Here is an 18,521-nt window from a genome sequence, read left to right as displayed (position 1 = left end):
TGTAAGTGCGCGTATTATGACAAAATCTTTTATAAAATGTTCAAAATATATTTAATATGATAAAATTTAATCAATATGATTACTATTACAGATTACGTAAAAACCTGGCTTACCCAACATCCGGGTTACTTGCCATATATTCAGCAAGGCGTCATCAACTATTCGTCGCTAGCCCGACAGATGAAAGATGACATAGAGCAGCAGGCAGGTGAGCGCGTTTCTGTTGCGGCTGTCACACTCGCGCTCAACCGCTACGCCAAACGGCTTTCTGGCAATGTGTCTGTAAACTATGCGCAGTATATCGGGGAAGTGTCGGTACAATCTGGTTTGGGGGTCTTGGCTATTGCGCAGACAGATCTCGATTCGGATACTTTCTTCTGGGCGGTCAAGAAGCTGCACGACAAGCATGAATACATGGTGTACACCAGGGGCATTTGGCACACCGCACTTATTGGTAGGAGCGAAGTGATCGACGAGCTAGCAACGACGTTGCACGGCACAATTACATCGACCGACCTCGTGGGAGTAACTATCAAACTCAAAAAAGGGCACCTGCCGGTGCCGGGTGTTTGTGCCTATGTGCTACAGCTACTCGCCGCGCGTGATATCAATCTTGTAGAGGTGACATCATCGCACGACGAGTTAACAGTATTTGTACCAAGTGTGAGCCTTGGCGATACACTAAAGTGCTTAGTACGCGTCTAGCTCGCCTGTCGTACTGTGGCGTTGCTATTTGCTTGTACGAGCGTAGCAAATGTCTGCTGGGCATGGGCTGTATTCTCGCGTTGTCCACCCCAGGTCTCAAGTACTGGCTCTTGGAGCGCGCGCGAGAAGCTGAAGGTGATTGGCCAGGTTTGTTCACCGAGATTAGTGATAGCCTGCAGATTGGCCGTCGCCTGCTCTGGTGTCTGGCCGCCAGATAGGAACACGATACCAGCGAGGTCGTGCGGCACATGGTGCGCGAAGATGTCTATCGTCGCCGCGGCTACTTCTGCGGGTGTTGATTGCTCGACCTGTGCGCCGGCCAGTACCATACTTGTTTTCAATATGGCAGCTTGGCGATTGACGCCGAGCAAGGCTAGTTCCTCGAACAATGCATCGAGGACGCGAGCAGATACTTCGCGGGCTCGCTCGATAGTGAAGTTGCCGTCATGGACAATCTCTGGTTCCACGATCGGCACGATACCGGCCTGTTGGCAGTCGAGCGCATAGCGAGCGAGCGCATGCACGTTGGCGGCTATGGCGGCGTCAGACGGCAATGTATCGGTGACAGTGAATGCTGCACGCCATTTGGCGAAACGTAGCCCCATACTGTGGTATTCGGCGAGGCGATCTGGCAGACCGTCGAGCCCACTTGTAACACCTTCTCCTTCGAAACCTGGCAATGGCACGATACCTTTGTCGACCTTGATGCCAGGGATAATGCCACGAGAGGCGAGTAGTTCAGGGAAAGGAGTCCCGTCGTCTGCCTTCTGCCTGGCTGTTTCGTCAAACAAGATCGCGCCGCTGAGACCGTGTTCGATATCCGGTGTAGTGAAGAAGAGCTGTCGATACTGTCTGCGCATTTCCTCGCTATCTTCTACACCGTATTGTACGAATCGTTTGGCGATGCTGCCACCGCTTTCGTCTGCCGCAAAAATACCTTTTGGATTTTCGAGAAGTTTCTGCGCAACATCCTCGAGTGACGGCTCGTGAGTGCCGGAGATCAGCGACGGTTTGTAGTCATCTGGCGCATTGGCAAGCAGGTCTAGGATGGCATCTTTGCTGAGTAGGCCCGCCTGTGCACCGAGGTGTTGACAGACATTCATGCTATTGATCGGTGCCCAGGTAAGCGCTGTCTCGAGGCTCTCGCCTTGAGCAAGTGCGGTGGTAATAGTGCTGGCAAAAGCGTCGCCGGCACCGGTACGATCTACGGGTGGTTTCGGATCTGGGTAATTAGGGATCGAGATGATCTTTTTGCCATCGCTTGCATACGAGCCTTTTGGCCCGTCGGTGATGACGACCACTTCAGAGCCGAGATTATGTAGACCATCGAACAGCGCTTCGAGATCGTCGAGTTCGCGACCAGTCACGTCGGCGGCCTCTTCTTTGTTCATGCAGACCATATAGCTACGGGCGTATACCTCGGCCAGCTTCTCGGCGCCCCATTTGAAGTGGAATGTGCCCGGTTGGAACACGAGTTTGGTCTCGGGGTGCTTTCGTAAGTAGGCGAGTAGCTCGGCGTGCAGATTCCACGAAGCGCCATCGAGTGCACTGAGATAAATCCAGTCGGGGACTTGGGCTGGCTCTTGCCATTTGTAGTCGTAGGCTTCTTGTTTGACGAGGATGGTGCGTTCGGCACCATAGCGGAGTACATACCAGTAGTTCGACTTCATGCCTTCGGTGACCGACATAGTAGAAGTGTCGACATTTTCTTCACCGAGATAACTCAGCATATCTTTGCCAGGGAGATCGTCGCCCATGTACGCCATGAGCCCCGAGTGGGCACCGAGGCGAGCGAAGGATACGGCGGCGTTTGGCGATGGCCCTACGGCTTGCACGATATCGACGTGATCATATGGTGGTTTGGTGCCAAATGGCAATATAAGGTGTTTGTTGCCGTGCTCATCTTCGTCTACCTGCGCTTCATCTTCTTTGAGCTTAATAAACGCGTCGGTGACGATATCGCCAATCGCAAGTATGTATGGTTTGTGCATCTGGTGTCCCACCTCCTAGAGCTGAATAATCGTTATGCTTTTGTAGTTATAGTAGCATGCGGCAGAGTGCTGCGCCAGGGCTTTACTCGCGAAATATTCTCTGCTGTCGGCAATGACTTTCTAAGAAATCAGTGATAGTATTGCGTAAATCAATAAAAGGTTATATTGTATCAATAAGTACCCCACATTGTACAGAAGTAGTGGAAGGAACGAGAATGAGCAAGTTGAGTGTCGTGATCGGTAAGCTTGTGGACACGGTGTGCCCGCATCATACGGAGATCGATGGAGGTGCATCGTTTGTCCCGGGGTCATCAACGCTCCGAGACCCTACTCCCGAGAATCTACATCAACTACGTGATGAGCTGATTGCTGCTCTCGAGCTACCTTAGCTCTGGTGGTGTCCGGTATTTACCTCGTCGCAAGTGACACGCTTGCGACGAGGTAATCGCCCTAAACTTCGGGCTTGTAAAAAAATGAGTAGCAGATATAATAAGTAGTGTACAGTTCCGGCCAGCAGGTCGGATTTTTTCATAGCTAAACAAAGGAGTTATAACAAAATGGAAGATATCAATCTGAAGCAGCTGACTTTGGCTGTCCGTACAATTGCAGAGGAAAAGAACCTGCCAGAAGACGTGGTGATGAGTGTCATCGAGCAGGCAATCGCTGCCGCATGGCGCCGAGACAACGGCGAGCGTGAGCAAAATGTGCGCGCCGAGCTGAACGTCAACGATGGCACTGCCAAAGTCTTCGTCATCCGCGAAGTCGTCGAAGATCCTATCAATGACGCGATTGAAGTAGGTGTCGAGGAAGCGCAGAAATACAAGAAAGGTGCCGTCGTCGGTGACGAAGTCGAAGAAAGCTTCGAAGTCGAGAAATTTGGCCGCGTGGCTGCTCAGACTGCCAAGCAAGTTGTGCTGCAACGCCTGCGCGAAGCGGAGCGTGAGATCGTACTTGCTGAGTACGAAGACAAGATCGGTACGGTCGTGACTGGTATTGTGCAGCGTGTCGAGCCACGCGTAGTACGCGTGGAACTTGGCAAAGCAACTGGTATATTGCCACAGAGCGAGCAGATTCAAGGCGAATTCTACTCTGTGGGCGCGCGTATCAAAGTGTTTATCAAAGACATCGAGCGTGATAACCGTGGTCCACAGCTGATCTTGAGTCGTGGCAACGAAGCGTTCATCGAGTATCTCTTCGGCCAAGAAGTGCCAGAGATGGAGAGCGGTGCGGTAGAAATCAAAGGTATTGCCCGTGAAGCTGGTCGTCGCACCAAAATCGCTGTAGCAAGCACCGTGCCTGGTGTCGACGCTGTCGGTACGTTCGTGGGTGGTCATGGTACTCGTGTGCAAGCTGTCATGAACGAAGTCGGTGATCAGGAAAAGATCGACATCGTGCCTTATGATGAAAATATCGATATGTATATCCGCAATGCGCTGAGCCCAGCCGAGGTACAGAGCCTGGAGATTAACGAAGAAGACAAGCGCGTCAAGGTATTTGTCGCCGAGGATCAGCAGTCGATCGCGATCGGTCGCGGCGGTCAAAACGTACGTCTCGCCAGCCGCCTAACTGGCTACGAGCTTGATATCGAAGCCAAAGACGCACCTGTCGTAGAAGACAAGCCAAAGAAGAATATCGAGGATAGCCTCCTTGATGCGCTTGAAGGTTCGGACGACAAATAGAGGAAAGTTTTACTTCTAAAAATGATGCAACCCCCGGACAGAAAATCTGTACGGGGGCTTTGCTCTCAGTGACACTGAGAGCGCATCAGCCGGGGCTAGAACATGCGCGCATAGGCACGCTCGGATTCACGTTGACGCTGCTTGTACTCATCGGAGCGGGCGTAGTCGTCGAGCTCGAACGTGACATCATCTAGTTCGATGTTGATCGTCTTGGCAACTGCTTCGATGACCGCGAACTCGATGTCGTTTTCGTCAAACGCACGCGAGTGTGACACGCTCACCTTGTAGTTCTCGATGCTCACGCCACCGCCGATGAATCCAGTCTGAATACCGGGAATCTCGTAGATGTTCTCGGCGAGTAGCTGAGCGAGCGGTTCGACATTGACTTCGCTGAACATGTTGTCGACGACGACCTGTCCGCTGTCGTGGGCGAATCGGATGGTGTGCTTCGAGTCGGTGAGTCGGCGATTGACATGAAACGACGTGAGCTCCGTGTTGGGATGACGCTCGATGACGATACGCAGGGTGTTCGACATAGGTAGCCTCCTGGGCTGATGGTAGGTTCGAATAGATCGTAAATGATTATTCACTTTAAATAATATCATATAATATAATAAATGTCAATACTTTTTATGCTTAATGTTATAATGGAATAATGGGATTTTTCGATGCAATGAACAAAATGATCAAAGGCGAGCCGATTTTTGATGCCAATCAAACATCAACATCGGCCGAAGCCCCAAGCGGCAATACGGGCGTAGCTGATCTGACTCGTCACGACACTGGCCAGAAGGTTGTGCCGGAAGTACGTGTGATGCGTGTTAAAACTTCACGCAGCGGCGACAAGATGACAAGCTATGCTTGGGTGCAAAATGAGTCCCCGTATGCGATTGTGCTCAAAAAGATGTACGTTATGGGGCAAGGTGAATCTATGAGCTATCAGCTTCGGCCTGGCCAAGGCCGGGAGGTGCGAGTATACGACGGACGGATCGCGAGTCATGACGGCGAGCGCGATGCGCACTTAGATTTTCATATCGAGCAAAACGGCGATTATTTTCAGCAAGAATTCGACGTTGAATTCGACCGACAAGCAGATGGCAAGTATCTCATAGAAGAATTTCACCCCGAAGCACATGTACGTGACACCTAAAATTGGCACTCGCTTGACTCGAGTGCCAAAAACCGTGTATACTGAAGAGTAAGTTACCGTCTAAAAGTGCATTAAACCACTTGCGGTTACGTCACGGAGGAATCATAATAGAACTATGTCTGATGAATTTGCAGAGTTTGTCGCTCACCTGACAGATAACGCGCGGACCAGCTTGTATCACGCCGACTCTATCGCGCGTGGATACGGCAGTAAGTTTATCGGGACCGAGCATCTCTTGCTCGGTGTCTTGGCTCAGGGTTCGAGCGTGGGGGCAAAAGTGCTCGCAGATGCTGGCGTGACACTCGACAAGGCAGAGGTGGCGCTGGGTCTTAAGCCCGTCACACAAGCTGTGCACATTGGCGTGAACACACTGAGCGAGACCGCCAAAGTAACACTTCGCATGAGTTGGCAGGTAGCGCAGGATTATAACCAGGACTCACTTGGAACCGAACATATTCTCTACAGTATTCTCAATCAACGCAATGCCCGTGCAACTGTGTTACTTGGTGATATGGGCGTAGATGTTGAATCGGTGACAGGTGACTTAGAATCGTTTTTCACTCGGCAAAACAATTTTGAGTCTCAGGAAGAGATCATTATTGAAACGGAAAAGCCCAAGCGTAAGTCGAGTATTCTCGATACATTTGGTGTTGACTTGACTGCAAAAGCGCGCCGCAGTGAGCTCGATCCGGTAATCGGGCGTGATGCACAGGTGGAGCGTATGGTGACGATCCTGAGTCGTCGCACCAAAAACAATCCTGTACTTATCGGTGAGCCAGGCGTAGGCAAGACAGCTATTGTCGAAGGATTGGCGCAACGTATCGTCTCCGAAGATGTGCCGGATCATCTACTCGACAAACGTATCGTGCAGCTCGATCTGGCTGCTATGATAGCCGGTACAAAATACCGAGGGGAGTTCGAGGATCGACTCAAAAAAGTAGTAGCTGCACTAAAAGAGCAAACTAATACAGTAGTATTTATTGATGAGCTGCACTTGTTGGTGGGGGCTGGGGCTGCCGAAGGTGCGCTCGACGCAGCAAATCTGCTCAAGCCAGCACTGGCTCGTGGTGAAATGCGGTTAATTGGCGCGACAACACTCGACGAATATCGAAAGCATATAGAAAAAGATAGCGCCCTTGAGCGTCGCTTTCAGATTATTACGGTGCCCGAGCCAAATATTCGTGATACGACCGCAATTGTTAAAGGTCTGCGTCCGTATTACGAAAAACATCATGGCGTCAATATGAGTGACGAGGTGATCGAAGATGCTGTTTACATGGCCGACCGCTATATCAAAGATCGATTTATGCCAGACAAAGCCATCGATGTGATCGACGAAGCAGCTGCACTGGTACGCGTCAAACATGGTAAGAAGCCAAGCAAGATTCGAGATTATACTCGCGAACTCAAACAGCTCAACGAGAAGATGGAAGAAGCGGTTGCCAACGAGCAGTACGAGCGGGCTGCTTTGTACAAGACGCGTATTAGTCAACTACAGAGTCAGGTAAAAGAGCTGCAAGAAGAGGCCGAAAAGAAATCTCCGGTCAAACTTACGAGTGACGATGTCGCACGCGCCGTATCGGTTATGACGGGTATTCCGGCGACAAGGGTGCAGAAGAACGAGGCGCGTATATTGTCGCAGCTAGAAAAGCATATTTCCAAGTACGTCATAGGGCAAGAAGAGGCTGTTCGTACAGTGTCGCGCGCGATACGTCGTAGTCGTAGTGGCGTCGGATCCAGTAAGCGTCCGATTGGTTCGTTTGTCTTCATGGGCCCTACGGGTGTAGGTAAGACGGAACTGGCTCGTGTGGTGGCGCGCGAAGTGTTTGGTAGCGACGACGCACTTATCAAAATCGATATGAGTGAATTCGCTGAAAAACATAACACTTCACGCCTGCTTGGTGCACCAGCTGGCTACGTGGGTTACGAAGACGGCGGTCAGTTGACTGACAAAATTCGGCGCCAACCGTATAGCGTCGTGTTGTTTGACGAGATCGAAAAAGCGCATCCGACGGTATTTCATATGTTACTTCAGCTGCTAGAGGATGGAACTCTGACGGATGCGTCTGGTAGGACTGTAGATTTTACAAATACCATTATCATACTTACAAGTAATCTTGGTGCCGAAGCGATGCGCCGCGAGTCCACGCTTGGCTTTGGTGTGCAGACGAAAAAAGACGAAGATGAGCTAGAAGAGCTTCATGAGCGAAATGCCGAAAGTGCGCGTGCTGCGCTTAGCGATTTCATGCGCCCAGAGCTTATCAATCGTTTTGACGGTGTAATGACATTCCGCGCACTGACCCGCAAGGAAGTCTCAAAGATTTTTGATAGGCTCATCGAAGATCTCAAAGATCGCTTGGTCAAAAAAGGTATTGCACTTGTGGTTAAGCCATCGGCTAAACGCTTACTGATTGACCATGGTTATGACAAGTTCAATGGTGCACGACCACTGCGTCGGGTCATCGAGGATGAGCTCGAGCATGATATTGCAGAAGGTGTTATAAGCGGCGAGTACGAAAAAGGTGCCGTTGTGACGGCAAGCGCAAAACAAGGCAAGGTGGTACTGGCGGGTGGATATGAAGACAGCCAGCGGCAGTAGTAGGGTCGCGGCGCTCGTCAGTCTCTTGTTTACCCTCGCACTGTTTGCAGGTGCGGGCTGGGTACTACTCAACCGCCAGTATGTGCTTGATCAATTAACAGTCTGGCAATACAAGCCAACAAGTGAAGTGTCGGCACTTGCGGAATCGGCGCAGATGAACGACACGGGAGAGTTCTATTTTTATGCTTCGACCCCACAACTCGACGGTACCAGTAAGTTTAATGATTCGTGCAAACGCCAAGAGCAGAATAGTGCAATCTTGGGCTGTTATGTTAACGGACAGATATTTATTTACAATATCAAAGACGAACGACTACAGGGGGTAAGAGAGGTGACGGCGGCGCATGAGATGCTACATGCCGCGTATCTCCGTTTGTCTTCTAGCGAAAAAACACGAGTCGACGGTCTCCTTGATGCAGAATATCAAAAACTACTGCAGTCGAGTGATAGTGATCTGAAAGAGCGGATGGAGTACTATGCACGTACCGAGCCGGGCGAGCGTAACAACGAATTACACTCGATCATCGGGACCGAGGTGACAAGCATTTCAAATGATTTAGAGGCGTATTATCGGAAGTATTTTACAGATCGTCAGGCTGTCGTAAAACTACATGATTCTTATAGTAGTAAATTTGACGAGCTTCAAGATACCTCCACCTCTCTCAAGTCGCAGCTTGAGCAGCTGTCGAGTGATATCAACACTATGACGAATGCGTATAATGACAATATTCAAACGCTTAATACCGATATTGAAACGTTTAACGAGCGGGCAAGCAATGGAGCGTTTCGTACGCAATCAGACTTCCAATCAGCGCGTGCTGCGCTTGAAGCTCGAGTGGATACACTAAAAGCGACTCGTAGCAGTATAGATGCTAAAATAACTGAGTACGAAACAAAGCGCCAAGCATATAATGCGACGGTCGACGAATCAAACAGCCTCACGCGCTCGCTCGATAGTAGTCTGGCGCCAGCACCAAGTATATAATAGGGAAAATATGGCAAAACCTAAGCAACAATTTATATGCCAGCAGTGCGGAGCGACTTACACGAAGTGGATGGGGCGCTGTGAAAACTGCGGCGAGTGGAATACGCTCGTCGAGCAAATACCGCAAGCGGTCGGTAAGTCTGCCGTGGCGCGCAGTGCCTCAAGTGGTAGTGTGCTCGATCCACAAACGCTTGGCTCGATTGATCCAGAGGAGCGTATGAGTCGTCTTTCTACGGGAATCCAGGACCTCGACACGGTGCTTGGGGGCGGTATACTCCCTGGTGGTGTCACGCTACTGGCGGGACAGCCGGGTATGGGCAAAAGTACGCTGTTGTTGCAAATCTCGGCACATATCGCACATTCACATACTGTGTTGTATGCTAGCGGTGAGGAATCTGCTCACCAAGTGAAGCAGCGTGCTGAACGATTGGGGGCTCAGGGGCAAGAGGAACTTGGCTTTGTGGCATCCACCAGTGCTGACGATATTGCCGCCACGATCCGCAGCGGTAAGTATCAGGTAGTAATTATCGATTCGATTCAGACACTCAGTTTAGCCGAAATCACCTCGGCTCCAGGAACTGTCAGTCAGATTACCAATAGTAGCAATGTCATCATACGTGCCGCAAAAGAGACAGGGGCGGCCGTCATCTTAGTGGGTCATGTAACAAAAGAGGGAACTATTGCTGGGCCAAAAGTGCTTGAGCATTTGGTGGATGTGGTGCTCCAGTTCGACGGTGACCGGTATGGCGGGTTTAAAGTGGTACGCGCCGTCAAAAACCGTTATGGTTCGACCAATGAAGCCGCTATATTCGAAATGGACCAGGAAGGGCTCAAAGTAGTAGAGAATCCGTCTGCAGCACTGCTTGCTGAGCGTCGCGACGAAGACGGCTCGGTGGTGCTGGCCACGCTTGAAGGTACTCGCCCACTACTCGTAGAGATCCAAGCACTTGTCAATCCCACGAGTTTCGGGTATCCTAAACGTACAGCTTCGGGGTTCGACCTCAATCGCCTTAATCTTCTCATTGCGGTCCTCGAACGCCGCACTAAACTGAAATTATCAGACAAAGATATCTATATCAATGTTGTTGGCGGCATGAAGCTGAGTGACTCAGGCGCTGACCTAGCGATCTGTATGGCGATTGCGAGTGCGGCAGCTGGACATAAACTTGCAAGTGGCACTGTGGTGTTTGGCGAGGTAGGACTTGGTGGAGAGGTACGATCGGTCAAAGCCGTTGACAAGCGTATCGCCGAAGCGAAGAAGCTCGGATTCAAACAAGCGCTTGCTCCCGGTGCAGGTCACAAGAAATCATCATTTATCAAAGAAGTCGCAGATATGCGGTCGGCACTTGTCGACTATCTGCGCAAATAGGAGAAATTATGGAATATTTACTACTTATTATCGCGCTCGTGATACTAGCCGAGACGACGTACACTGTTGTAGCTACATCGTCTCGGAGCAAAAAAGTCGCACGTCAGAGCGTATACGTCGACACTTCGGTGCTTATAGACGGGCGAATTCTTGCCATTGCCGAGGCGGGGTTTGTGCCGGGCGAGCTCGTGATACCTCGCAGCGTCCTCAGGGAGCTGCAGCTGCTGGCTGATGGCGGCGACAGTGACAAGCGCGCCAAAGCCCGCAAGGGACTCGATCTTGTGCGTAAACTACAGGCTATCGATCAGGTATCTGTACGTATTATGCAGGATGGTGTCGCAGAGCGTGGCGTAGACGAACAGTTGATTGAGCTAGCCAAGAAATACCATGGGAGCGTCTGTACTGTCGACTACAATCTTAATAAGGTTGCACAGGTGGAGGGCGTACAGGTACTCAATATTAACGAACTGGCAAAGAATATCCGTGCTGTTCATATGCCGGGAGAATCGGCTACTATCGAGCTCGTGACTCGCGGCCAGGACAGCCACCAGGGGGTAGGGTATCTAGAGGACGGCACAATGGTGGTAGTAGAGCAGGCAGCCAAACAGGTCGGGAGCAAGGTCGAAGTAGAGTTTATCCGTGTACTGCAGACAGATGCTGGTAAGATGATGTTTGCTCGGCTCGCTGGCAGCAAGCCTGGTAAGCCGTCGAAGTCCGATAGTCAGCCCGTCAAAAAGCTGATCCAGCGCAAAAGTGGCGGTCGTAAACCCGAGCAGCAAAAGCAGCTCTCTACGCCTGTCGAAGCGCCAGTTGTAACCCCTACACCTACATCTTCACAAAAGTCGAAGCCAACTATGCATACTGAGACAAAACCGCCTCGCACGAGTGGACGTCGACCATCACAGCGACGTAGTTCCAAGCCAAAGAGCGGTGAGGATTCGCTCATTAGCCTCATCGATAAACAGTAAACATATTATACTCACAACTACACAATCCCGCGCATATCGACACGGGATTTTGTATACATGGAGTTGCTACGCCTATGGACTGTATTGCTGTGAGCCACTCGCACTGTAGAGCGCACTGTCTTGCAGTGTGGCGGTGATTGTCTGCGGTCCAGTGACGGTGGTTGTGGCAGAATAGCTTCCACTACCAGATACTGGTACATCGGCTACTACCGTATCACCTACGGATATCTTGAGGGATGTGAGTGGATTGGTGCCTTGGGTGGCATTGGCAGTGATCGTTACATTTGATCCGGATTTGGTAACAGTCACTGTGACACTCGGCTTGATATCATCACACTTGTGTTTGTCGTCGTCTTTGGATGCATCATAGCCGTCAGGCGCAATATATGCATCTTTCTTGGTGATTGGGTCTGTTGTCTTGGTGACAGAGAGCTCGACGCGCGCACCTTCTGGCGTACAGTCGGTTGCCTTCTTTTTCGAGACACTGTCAAACGTCATCTTCACGGCGGTGGCAGCTGTTTTTTGATCGTACCACGAAGGATAGATATCTTTTTTGCCATTGATGACAAGATCTTTCATGCCATCCGGGCGCGTGATCTGCTGATTCGGTGTCCACTGTTTTGCAGGCTGATACACCTGCGTATGGACAGCTGCCGTGTAATCGTTTGACACGCGGCGCACAACCGAGTTGTCGCTTGAGCCAAGCGGTTTACCATCGTGATTACCCATCCAAACACCAGTAGCAACAGCTGGAGAGTAGTTCATGAACCACGAGTCTTTTGCCTGACCGTTACCATTCTCGGTCGTACCCGTTTTGGAAGCGGTCCACACATTTGGCACTACGAATCCGTACGAGCTACCTTGTGAGCCAAACGTGATTGAGCGAGCCGAAGCATCGCTGAGAATACTACTCAACATATAGGCAACCTGTGGATCGACAACTTGCTTAGCTTTGGGGTCTTCCCATTTTTTGAGTACTTCGTTGGAAGCGTTGCGCACTTCAAGTACATAGGCGAGAGGTTTGTACGAGCCGCCACGAGCCAGTGAGGCATATGCATTGGTATGCTCAACTTGCTTAACAGTACAACCACCACCGATTGCTGCAGATAAGCCTGCATTATTATTGTCTGTACAATACGATGAATCACCGAGGTCGCGGGCAGTTTTGAGTGAATCTTCAACACCATTGATCTGCATGGCTTTTACAGCTGGAATGTTGAGCGAGCCGGCAAGCGATTGACGAATCGGCACATTGCCGTAGAAGCGCCGCGTGTAGTTGTTGAGCGAGCAGCTCGAAGTGGAGCCGGCGCAGTAGATTGAGTTGATGTTTTCGTCTTTCAGGATCGAACCTGGGGCATAATTGGTGCCTTCGCGCTGTTTGAAGAGTGGTGCGTAGTCGGCGATAGGTTTGATACTTGAGCCTGGTTCAAGTGGCGAGGTAGCGCTATTTTGCTGCCCATAGATGTCTTTGTTGTAATCAACACTCCCGACCATGGCGATAATTTGGCCTGTTTTGACATCCACCGAAGACAACGACAAGTTGTCGGCGCCGTAGTTTTTGAGCATGCCCGCGCCAGTAGCAACAGCTTTTTCGGCTGCTTCTTGCGCCTTGAGATCAAGTGTTGTCTTGACGGTAAGACCACCTCGTCCCACCGTTGCTTTTCCAAGCTCTTTCTCCAGTTGTTTGCGTACTTCAAGCACAAAGTGAGGCGCTTTAATATTTTCATTTGTATTGACCTGCGGTTTGATGTTGGCGATGACATCGTATGCCTTGGCGTCGTCTGCTTCTTTTTGTGTTATCTTACCAGTTTCGCGCATTGAGTCCAGCACCTTGTGTTGGCGTGCGATAAGCGCTTCGTGCCCTGCTTCGTTGTATGGGTCGTAGAGTCCCGGTTGGTTCGGGATAGCGGCCAGAAGGGCTGCCTCTGGCAATGAGAGATCATTAGCTGATTTACCGAAGTAGGTTTGCGCACCGCTTTCCACTCCATTGCGGCGACCGCCGTACGGCGACTCGTTGAGATATAGTGTCAAAATCTGATCTTTGTCGTACATGCGCTCGACTTCGATCGCCAGAATGAGCTCTTTGATCTTGCGCGGTACGCCGCTGAGTCCGCGATCTTGCGATTCGTCGGAGAAGAAGACCTGCTTGACAAGCTGCTGTGTGAGGGTAGAGCCACCTTGTGTACTGCCGCCACTGGCATTGTTAAACGCTGCACGCGCGAGTCCGGTTGGGCTCACGCCGCGGTGGTTGTAGAAATCGCGATCTTCGATAGCGACGGTCGCCTCTTTCATGTAAGGATTTATCTGGTCACTTTTTACGACGAGCTTGTAGTCGCCATCGCCTTTGTCTTCCCATAGGAGCTGCCCGTTACGGTCGTAGTATTTGGTGACGGTTGTCTGAACACGCTTAGCAAGCTCACTTGGACGGATAGAGTTGAGATCGCGACGATAGTAGGCGAAGAGAGAGCCTATAGTGAGTACACCCACGAGTACTAGCACGCCGACGATCTTGAGTAGCATCATGCCGCCTTTGCGACTAAACCAGTAGCCGGCCACGCGCCTTGGGTGCATGCGAGCAAAGAAACGCTTGACTGGATGTTTCGGCAACGTTGCCAAATACTCAGCGCGTTTGCGTGCCTTGAGGTCTTTTTTGGTTTTACGTTTATGCGACAAATTCGCATAAAGATTCATCTTACGCGGTGAAGATTTTTTAGTCACAACTCTCTTTTTCCCATAAGCAGTATTACACCCCATTATAGCAGACATTTGGCGTCCGAAAATCTTTATTTCTGCTACAATTGATGGTGATATACGATAATTTGCAAAACAAGGATACAACCCGAGTGACACTTTCTGAAGAACTGACGTGGCGTGGCTTCGTCAACCAGACGACATTTGACGATATAACTGCGCTTGACGGCGTGTCGCGCAAGCTGTACTTTGGGGTCGATCCAAGCGGTCGAGGAATGCAGATTGGTAATCTTGCTGCAGCGCTGATGGTGCGCCATATGGCAGCGCACGGCCATGAAGTGTATCTACTGGTAGGTGGTGCGACTGGTATGATAGGTGACCCAGATGGTAAACTTGACGAACGTGATCTTAAGGCTGTCGACGAGATCGCCACCAACAAATCGGAGATAGCACGGCAATACGAACAGGTCTTTGGTGGGCTCAATTTTCATATCGTCGACAACTATGACTGGTTCAAAAATATTAACTATCTTGATTTCCTTCGTGATGTCGGTAAGCATGTGCCGATGAGTATGATGCTCGGACGAGAGTTTATTCAGACTCGTCTGGGAGATGGCGGCAACGGTATTAGCTATGCGGAGTTTAGTTATAGCCTTATCCAGGGCTACGATTTCTTGCATCTTTATCGTGAACATGATGTGACACTACAGGTGTGCGGCGCAGATCAGTGGGGTAATTCTATCGCCGGAGTCGATTTGATTCGTCGCATCGAAGGTGGCGAGGCGCATGTCTATAGCGTACCGCTTGTCATCAACAAAGCGACGGGTCGAAAATTTGGCAAAAGTGAAGGCGGTGCAATCTGGCTCGACCCTAATCAAACCAGTGTCTATAAGTTTTATCAGTTTTGGCTCAATGTCGACGACGAAGGTGTGATTGACTACATGAAGATGTATACATTACTAAGCAAAGACGAAATCGACAAGATTGCAGCCGAGCAAGCAGCCGCGCCGCATACGCGCGTTGCGCAAAAACGCTTAGCCTGGGAAGTGACAAATCTGGTTCACGGTGAAGCGCGAACGCAGGCCGCAGTGCAAGCCACAAATGTGCTGTTTGGTGATGAAGCATTTGATGCCTTAAACACAGATTTATTAGAGATTCTTACAAATGAGCTACCCACTATTGAGCGTGTCCAGACAATTATCGATGGAAAAGATACTGCGCCAACACTAATGATATCGGAGGCGCTTGTCAAGGCCCAAGTCGCTAAAAGTAAAGGCGAAGGTAGACGACTGCTTGCGGGAGGAGCTATCACTATTAATGGCGAGAAAGTCTTTGAAGATACGATGGTTTCAAATACCACTCTGCTAAAAAAAGGCAAGAATACTTTCATTCTGATTGTGTAAGGGTCAGGTATTGCAAAAACACCAGGTGTTTCAGTCTGGTGTTTTTGAGTTGTTGCAGCTTTTTATATTGCTGACACAATACCTTCGAGTGCATAAGCTGTATCTTCCCAACTACGTACCGCAATACAGTCGATACCATGCTCGTAGACGGCATAATCGTTGCCACCAGGCACAATTTTGTCACCCATGAAGAGGATGTCGGATTTACTATAGCCAGTTGCTTCCATGAGCTTATCCATGCCGTAGGCCTTATCGATACCCGGCATGGTAACGTCGATTGAAGTGGCGCCAGCTGCACGGACAGTGAAATCGGGAATTTTTGGTGCTACAATATCGCGAATTTTGAGTTTTTTGGTACCGTCTGGATCCCAAGCTTCCTTAATTCGTACACCCTCTTCACCAAGTTCTGCTACAATTTCTTGACCCAAAATCGAGAGGGTGATTTGTGAATCGCGATCTTCTATTGTCTCGCCATAGGTCTTCGCTACTGCGTACCCGGACTCCTTTAGACCTTCGGCGAGTGCAGCAATGATGGCTTTTTTTTGCTCGGAGGTGAAGTTTTCGGCGTATTTCTCCTGCCAATCACCTTTTTCATAGCGATAGTAACGTGTTCCGCTCGTAGGCATAAGATGAAGCCGCGAAAGCAAGTGAGGCTCGGTAGTAATCTGAGTCAAAAACTGTCGTTGGAATAGCTCGTATTTGCCGCCAGAAATCACGCATACTTCGAAGTGCTCAAGTAGCTTGTCAAATAGCGCCACCATGCGTGGGTCAAACTTTGATTTACTTGGGGCGAGGGTGCCGTCTAGGTCAAATGCGATAAGTTTCTTCATGTCGTCCTCCTGTGGTAATGTGTCCTCTTATTGTAAATGAACTTCAGAGAGCGGACAACCGCTGGGTCTGCTACACTGGTGGTATATGAATCTTTCGCTGCCGCTACGCGAACTCTCGGGGGTGGGTGACAAGCTCGACGACGCGTTTCGTCGAGTGGGCCTGCGCACGGTTAAAGATCTGATTCATTACCTGCCACGCACCTACGACGACTACACCCAGCAAAGTTCAATTAGTGATTTGAAACCTGGCAAAGTCACAATTGTAGCGCGCGTAGAGTCGACCGAAACTCACTCGGTACGTCGCGGCATGAAAATCACCACTGCCACACTTGCAGATGACAGTAGTAAGGTCAAAGCTGTCTGGTTTAACCAGCCCTACCGAGCTACTCAGCTCAAATCGGACGAAAAGTACTTATTTACCGGTACATTTGAGTTTAGCTACAATCGCTACCAGCTCACCAATCCAAGTGTAGAGCAGGCGAAGAAACTCGAACAGCAGACGGGTGAAAAAATCGTGCCAGTCTACCGCTCGATTCGCGGGGTCAAGCCGCAGCTGCTACGTAAGCTTGTCGAGAGTCTGCGTCCTACCATCACTATGCTTGGCGAGACGCTCCCAGCCGGCATTGTGACCGAGCAGGGGCTAATGAGTAACGCCGAATCTCTGCTCGCGCTGCATTTTCCTGAGTCGCAGGAGCAAATCGCCAGAGCCAAGGAGCGTGTTGGTTTTGAGGAGCTGTTTGAGTTACTCCTGGCTAGCCAGCTCAACAAGCGGGCAAATAGTCGACTGACTGGTTACAAGATTCCGTTTGACGTGGTAGCTGCCAAAGAATTCGTAGCCGAGCTGCCATTTGCGCTGACAAACGCCCAGCGTCGAGCGTCGTGGCAGATTATCCAGGATTTCGAATCACAGATACCCATGAACCGATTGCTGCAAGGCGACGTAGGTTCGGGTAAGACAGTTGTCGCCGGGTTTGCGGCACGCCAAGCGGCTCGGGCTGGCTATCAGTCGGCACTCATGGCGCCGACGGAGATTTTGGCATCTCAACACGCCGATACCCTGCGTGAACTGCTAGACCCGTTCGGTGTGGAAGTAGGATTGCTGACAGGCGCTGTTAAGGGCAAGGCGAGGGCTGCGCTGCTTGAGCAAATTGCGAGTGGCGGCATACATCTCATCGTCGGGACTCACGCACTCATTCAGAAAAAAGTCGAGTACCATAAACTTGGCTTCGTGGTAATCGACGAGCAGCATCGCTTTGGCGTGGCGCAGCGCCAGGCTTTGCTCGATAAATCGCAGCATATGCCGCATCTCCTGGCCATGACAGCTACGCCGATTCCACGCAGCTTGGCCCTCACTGTCTATGGTGAGCTCGATGTGTCGGTGCTCGACGAGCTACCTGCTGGTCGCAAGCCGATTAGCACCAGGATCTGGGCGCCGACCAACACCGAGAAATTGTATGCTGCAGTGGATACAGAGCTGGCGCAAGGTAGGCAAGGTTACATCATCTGCAGCCTCATCGACGAAGATCCAGAAAACGACGTAAAAAGTGTTGAGGCCGAGTACCGCAAACTGCGCAGCACTGTGTTTCGCCATCGCCAGGTAGGTTTGCTGCACGGCAAGATGACGCCGGGCGAAAAAGAGGAAGTCATGCAGCGATTTGCGAGTGGCGAGCTCGATCTACTTGTCAGCACCACAGTCGTAGAGGTTGGTGTTAATGTGCCAAATGCAACCGTCATGATTATTGAAAATGCTGATCGTTTCGGCTTGAGTCAACTGCACCAGCTACGTGGGCGTGTAGGGCGCAGCTCGCATCAGAGCTACTGCTACCTCGTCATGAGTGATAGCTCCAAACCATCGGCGCGCCTGCGCGAGATTGAGAAGTCACAAGATGGCTTCTATCTGGCTGAAGTGGATCTCAAGCTGCGCGGTCCCGGTGAAATCTATGGTCGCTCGCAGCACGGCGCACTCAATCTCCAGGTGGCTAGCTTGGGAGACGCCAAGCTTATCGCTCGGGCGCAGGCTGCAGCTCGGGCATTTCTCGATTCAAGTGAAGATTTGTTACAATATACACAGTTAGCAGCGCAGGTGGAGAAGAACCAGCGGCTTACAACATTAAATTAAACACGAAGAGATATTAGTGTACTCCGGCACAA

Annotated in this window: 14 protein-coding genes; 10 read left to right on the top strand and 4 right to left on the bottom strand. The window is 50.7% G+C overall.

Annotated features, from left to right (window positions below; genetic code table 11):
- The first annotated feature begins 75 nt into the window (after positions 1-75).
- Positions 76-705 carry a hypothetical protein gene (locus tag GII36_RS03540; protein ID WP_260762533.1) on the top strand — a complete coding sequence of 210 codons (630 nt, stop codon included), beginning with the start codon at positions 76-78 and terminating at the stop codon, positions 703-705.
- On the opposite strand, the gene GII36_RS03535 is transcribed toward GII36_RS03540, so the two are convergent.
- Complete coding sequence (locus GII36_RS03535) at positions 702-2,696, bottom strand: class I fructose-bisphosphate aldolase (RefSeq protein ID WP_260762530.1); 1,995 nt, start codon at positions 2,694-2,696, stop codon at positions 702-704. The genes GII36_RS03540 and GII36_RS03535 overlap by 4 nt on opposite strands.
- 215 nt (positions 2,697-2,911) lie before the next feature.
- Here GII36_RS03535 and GII36_RS03530 point away from each other — a divergent pair, with 215 nt between their 5' ends.
- Together GII36_RS03530 and nusA are read left to right on the top strand one after the other, a co-directional pair.
- Positions 2,912-3,085: a hypothetical protein gene (locus tag GII36_RS03530; protein WP_260762525.1), complete on the top strand. Its 174-nt coding sequence runs from the start codon at positions 2,912-2,914 to the stop codon at positions 3,083-3,085.
- 168 nt (positions 3,086-3,253) lie between these two features.
- The gene (gene nusA / locus GII36_RS03525; RefSeq protein ID WP_260762523.1) at positions 3,254-4,375 is read left to right on the top strand and encodes a transcription termination factor NusA; all 1,122 of its coding nucleotides are present in this window, start codon (positions 3,254-3,256) and stop codon (positions 4,373-4,375) included.
- Between the two features lie 95 nt (positions 4,376-4,470).
- On the opposite strand, the gene GII36_RS03520 is transcribed toward nusA, so the two are convergent.
- Positions 4,471-4,911 (bottom strand): hypothetical protein, encoded by a 441-nt coding sequence (locus tag GII36_RS03520; protein WP_260762521.1) that lies wholly within the window; start codon positions 4,909-4,911, stop codon positions 4,471-4,473.
- Positions 4,912-5,030: 119 nt separating this feature from the next.
- On the opposite strand from GII36_RS03520, the gene GII36_RS03515 reads away from it, so the two are divergent.
- The 5 genes from GII36_RS03515 (at position 5,031) to GII36_RS03495 (ending at position 11,446) form a co-directional block, all read left to right on the top strand.
- Positions 5,031-5,525, top strand: a complete 495-nt coding sequence (locus GII36_RS03515; RefSeq protein ID WP_260762517.1) for a hypothetical protein — start codon at positions 5,031-5,033, stop codon at positions 5,523-5,525.
- A 115-nt stretch (positions 5,526-5,640) separates the two neighbouring features.
- On the top strand, positions 5,641-8,124 hold the full coding sequence (locus tag GII36_RS03510) for an ATP-dependent Clp protease ATP-binding subunit (RefSeq protein ID WP_260762515.1): 2,484 nt from the start codon (positions 5,641-5,643) through the stop codon (positions 8,122-8,124).
- Positions 8,102-9,109: a hypothetical protein gene (locus GII36_RS03505; protein ID WP_260762514.1), complete on the top strand. Its 1,008-nt coding sequence runs from the start codon at positions 8,102-8,104 to the stop codon at positions 9,107-9,109. Before GII36_RS03510 ends, GII36_RS03505 begins: the two co-directional genes overlap by 23 nt.
- Positions 9,110-9,119: 10 nt before the next feature.
- A complete protein-coding gene (gene radA / locus GII36_RS03500) occupies positions 9,120-10,478 on the top strand; it encodes a DNA repair protein RadA (protein ID WP_260762512.1) in 1,359 nt (452 codons plus the stop codon).
- A gap of 8 nt (positions 10,479-10,486) precedes the next feature.
- Positions 10,487-11,446 carry a PIN/TRAM domain-containing protein gene (locus tag GII36_RS03495; RefSeq protein ID WP_260762509.1) on the top strand — a complete coding sequence of 320 codons (960 nt, stop codon included), beginning with the start codon at positions 10,487-10,489 and terminating at the stop codon, positions 11,444-11,446.
- Positions 11,447-11,518: 72 nt separating this feature from the next.
- Here the strand turns inward: GII36_RS03495 and GII36_RS03490 are convergent, their stop codons facing one another.
- The gene (locus tag GII36_RS03490) at positions 11,519-14,164 is read right to left on the bottom strand and encodes a transglycosylase domain-containing protein (protein ID WP_260762507.1); all 2,646 of its coding nucleotides are present in this window, start codon (positions 14,162-14,164) and stop codon (positions 11,519-11,521) included.
- A 125-nt stretch (positions 14,165-14,289) separates the two neighbouring features.
- On the opposite strand from GII36_RS03490, the gene tyrS reads away from it, so the two are divergent.
- A complete protein-coding gene (tyrS, locus tag GII36_RS03485) occupies positions 14,290-15,540 on the top strand; it encodes a tyrosine--tRNA ligase (protein WP_260762504.1) in 1,251 nt (416 codons plus the stop codon).
- Between the two features lie 62 nt (positions 15,541-15,602).
- Here the strand turns inward: tyrS and GII36_RS03480 are convergent, their stop codons facing one another.
- Positions 15,603-16,370, bottom strand: a complete 768-nt coding sequence (locus tag GII36_RS03480) for an HAD-IIB family hydrolase (protein WP_260762502.1) — start codon at positions 16,368-16,370, stop codon at positions 15,603-15,605.
- Positions 16,371-16,455: 85 nt separating this feature from the next.
- On the opposite strand from GII36_RS03480, the gene recG reads away from it, so the two are divergent.
- Complete coding sequence (gene recG / locus GII36_RS03475) at positions 16,456-18,489, top strand: ATP-dependent DNA helicase RecG (RefSeq protein ID WP_260762500.1); 2,034 nt, start codon at positions 16,456-16,458, stop codon at positions 18,487-18,489.
- Positions 18,490-18,521 lie beyond the last annotated feature (32 nt).

Source organism: Candidatus Mycosynbacter amalyticus, assembly GCF_025273655.1.
In the GTDB taxonomy this organism is placed as follows: Bacteria; Patescibacteriota; Saccharimonadia; order Saccharimonadales; family Saccharimonadaceae; genus Mycosynbacter; species Mycosynbacter amalyticus.
Note: the sequence above shows the minus strand (reverse complement) of the source record. Positions and strands in the feature narration are given on the sequence as shown.

Coding starts and splice junctions, on each gene's coding strand:
- nusA (WP_260762523.1), top strand. CDS start 3,254: ATGGAAGATATCAATCTGAAGCAGCTGACTTTGGCTGTCCGTACAATT.
- recG (WP_260762500.1), top strand. CDS start 16,456: ATGAATCTTTCGCTGCCGCTACGCGAACTCTCGGGGGTGGGTGACAAG.
- GII36_RS03480 (WP_260762502.1), bottom strand. CDS start 16,370: ATGAAGAAACTTATCGCATTTGACCTAGACGGCACCCTCGCCCCAAGT.
- GII36_RS03515 (WP_260762517.1), top strand. CDS start 5,031: ATGGGATTTTTCGATGCAATGAACAAAATGATCAAAGGCGAGCCGATT.
- GII36_RS03510 (WP_260762515.1), top strand. CDS start 5,641: ATGTCTGATGAATTTGCAGAGTTTGTCGCTCACCTGACAGATAACGCG.
- GII36_RS03520 (WP_260762521.1), bottom strand. CDS start 4,911: ATGTCGAACACCCTGCGTATCGTCATCGAGCGTCATCCCAACACGGAG.
- GII36_RS03530 (WP_260762525.1), top strand. CDS start 2,912: ATGAGCAAGTTGAGTGTCGTGATCGGTAAGCTTGTGGACACGGTGTGC.
- GII36_RS03540 (WP_260762533.1), top strand. CDS start 76: ATGATTACTATTACAGATTACGTAAAAACCTGGCTTACCCAACATCCG.
- GII36_RS03535 (WP_260762530.1), bottom strand. CDS start 2,696: ATGCACAAACCATACATACTTGCGATTGGCGATATCGTCACCGACGCG.
- radA (WP_260762512.1), top strand. CDS start 9,120: ATGGCAAAACCTAAGCAACAATTTATATGCCAGCAGTGCGGAGCGACT.
- GII36_RS03495 (WP_260762509.1), top strand. CDS start 10,487: ATGGAATATTTACTACTTATTATCGCGCTCGTGATACTAGCCGAGACG.
- GII36_RS03505 (WP_260762514.1), top strand. CDS start 8,102: ATGAAGACAGCCAGCGGCAGTAGTAGGGTCGCGGCGCTCGTCAGTCTC.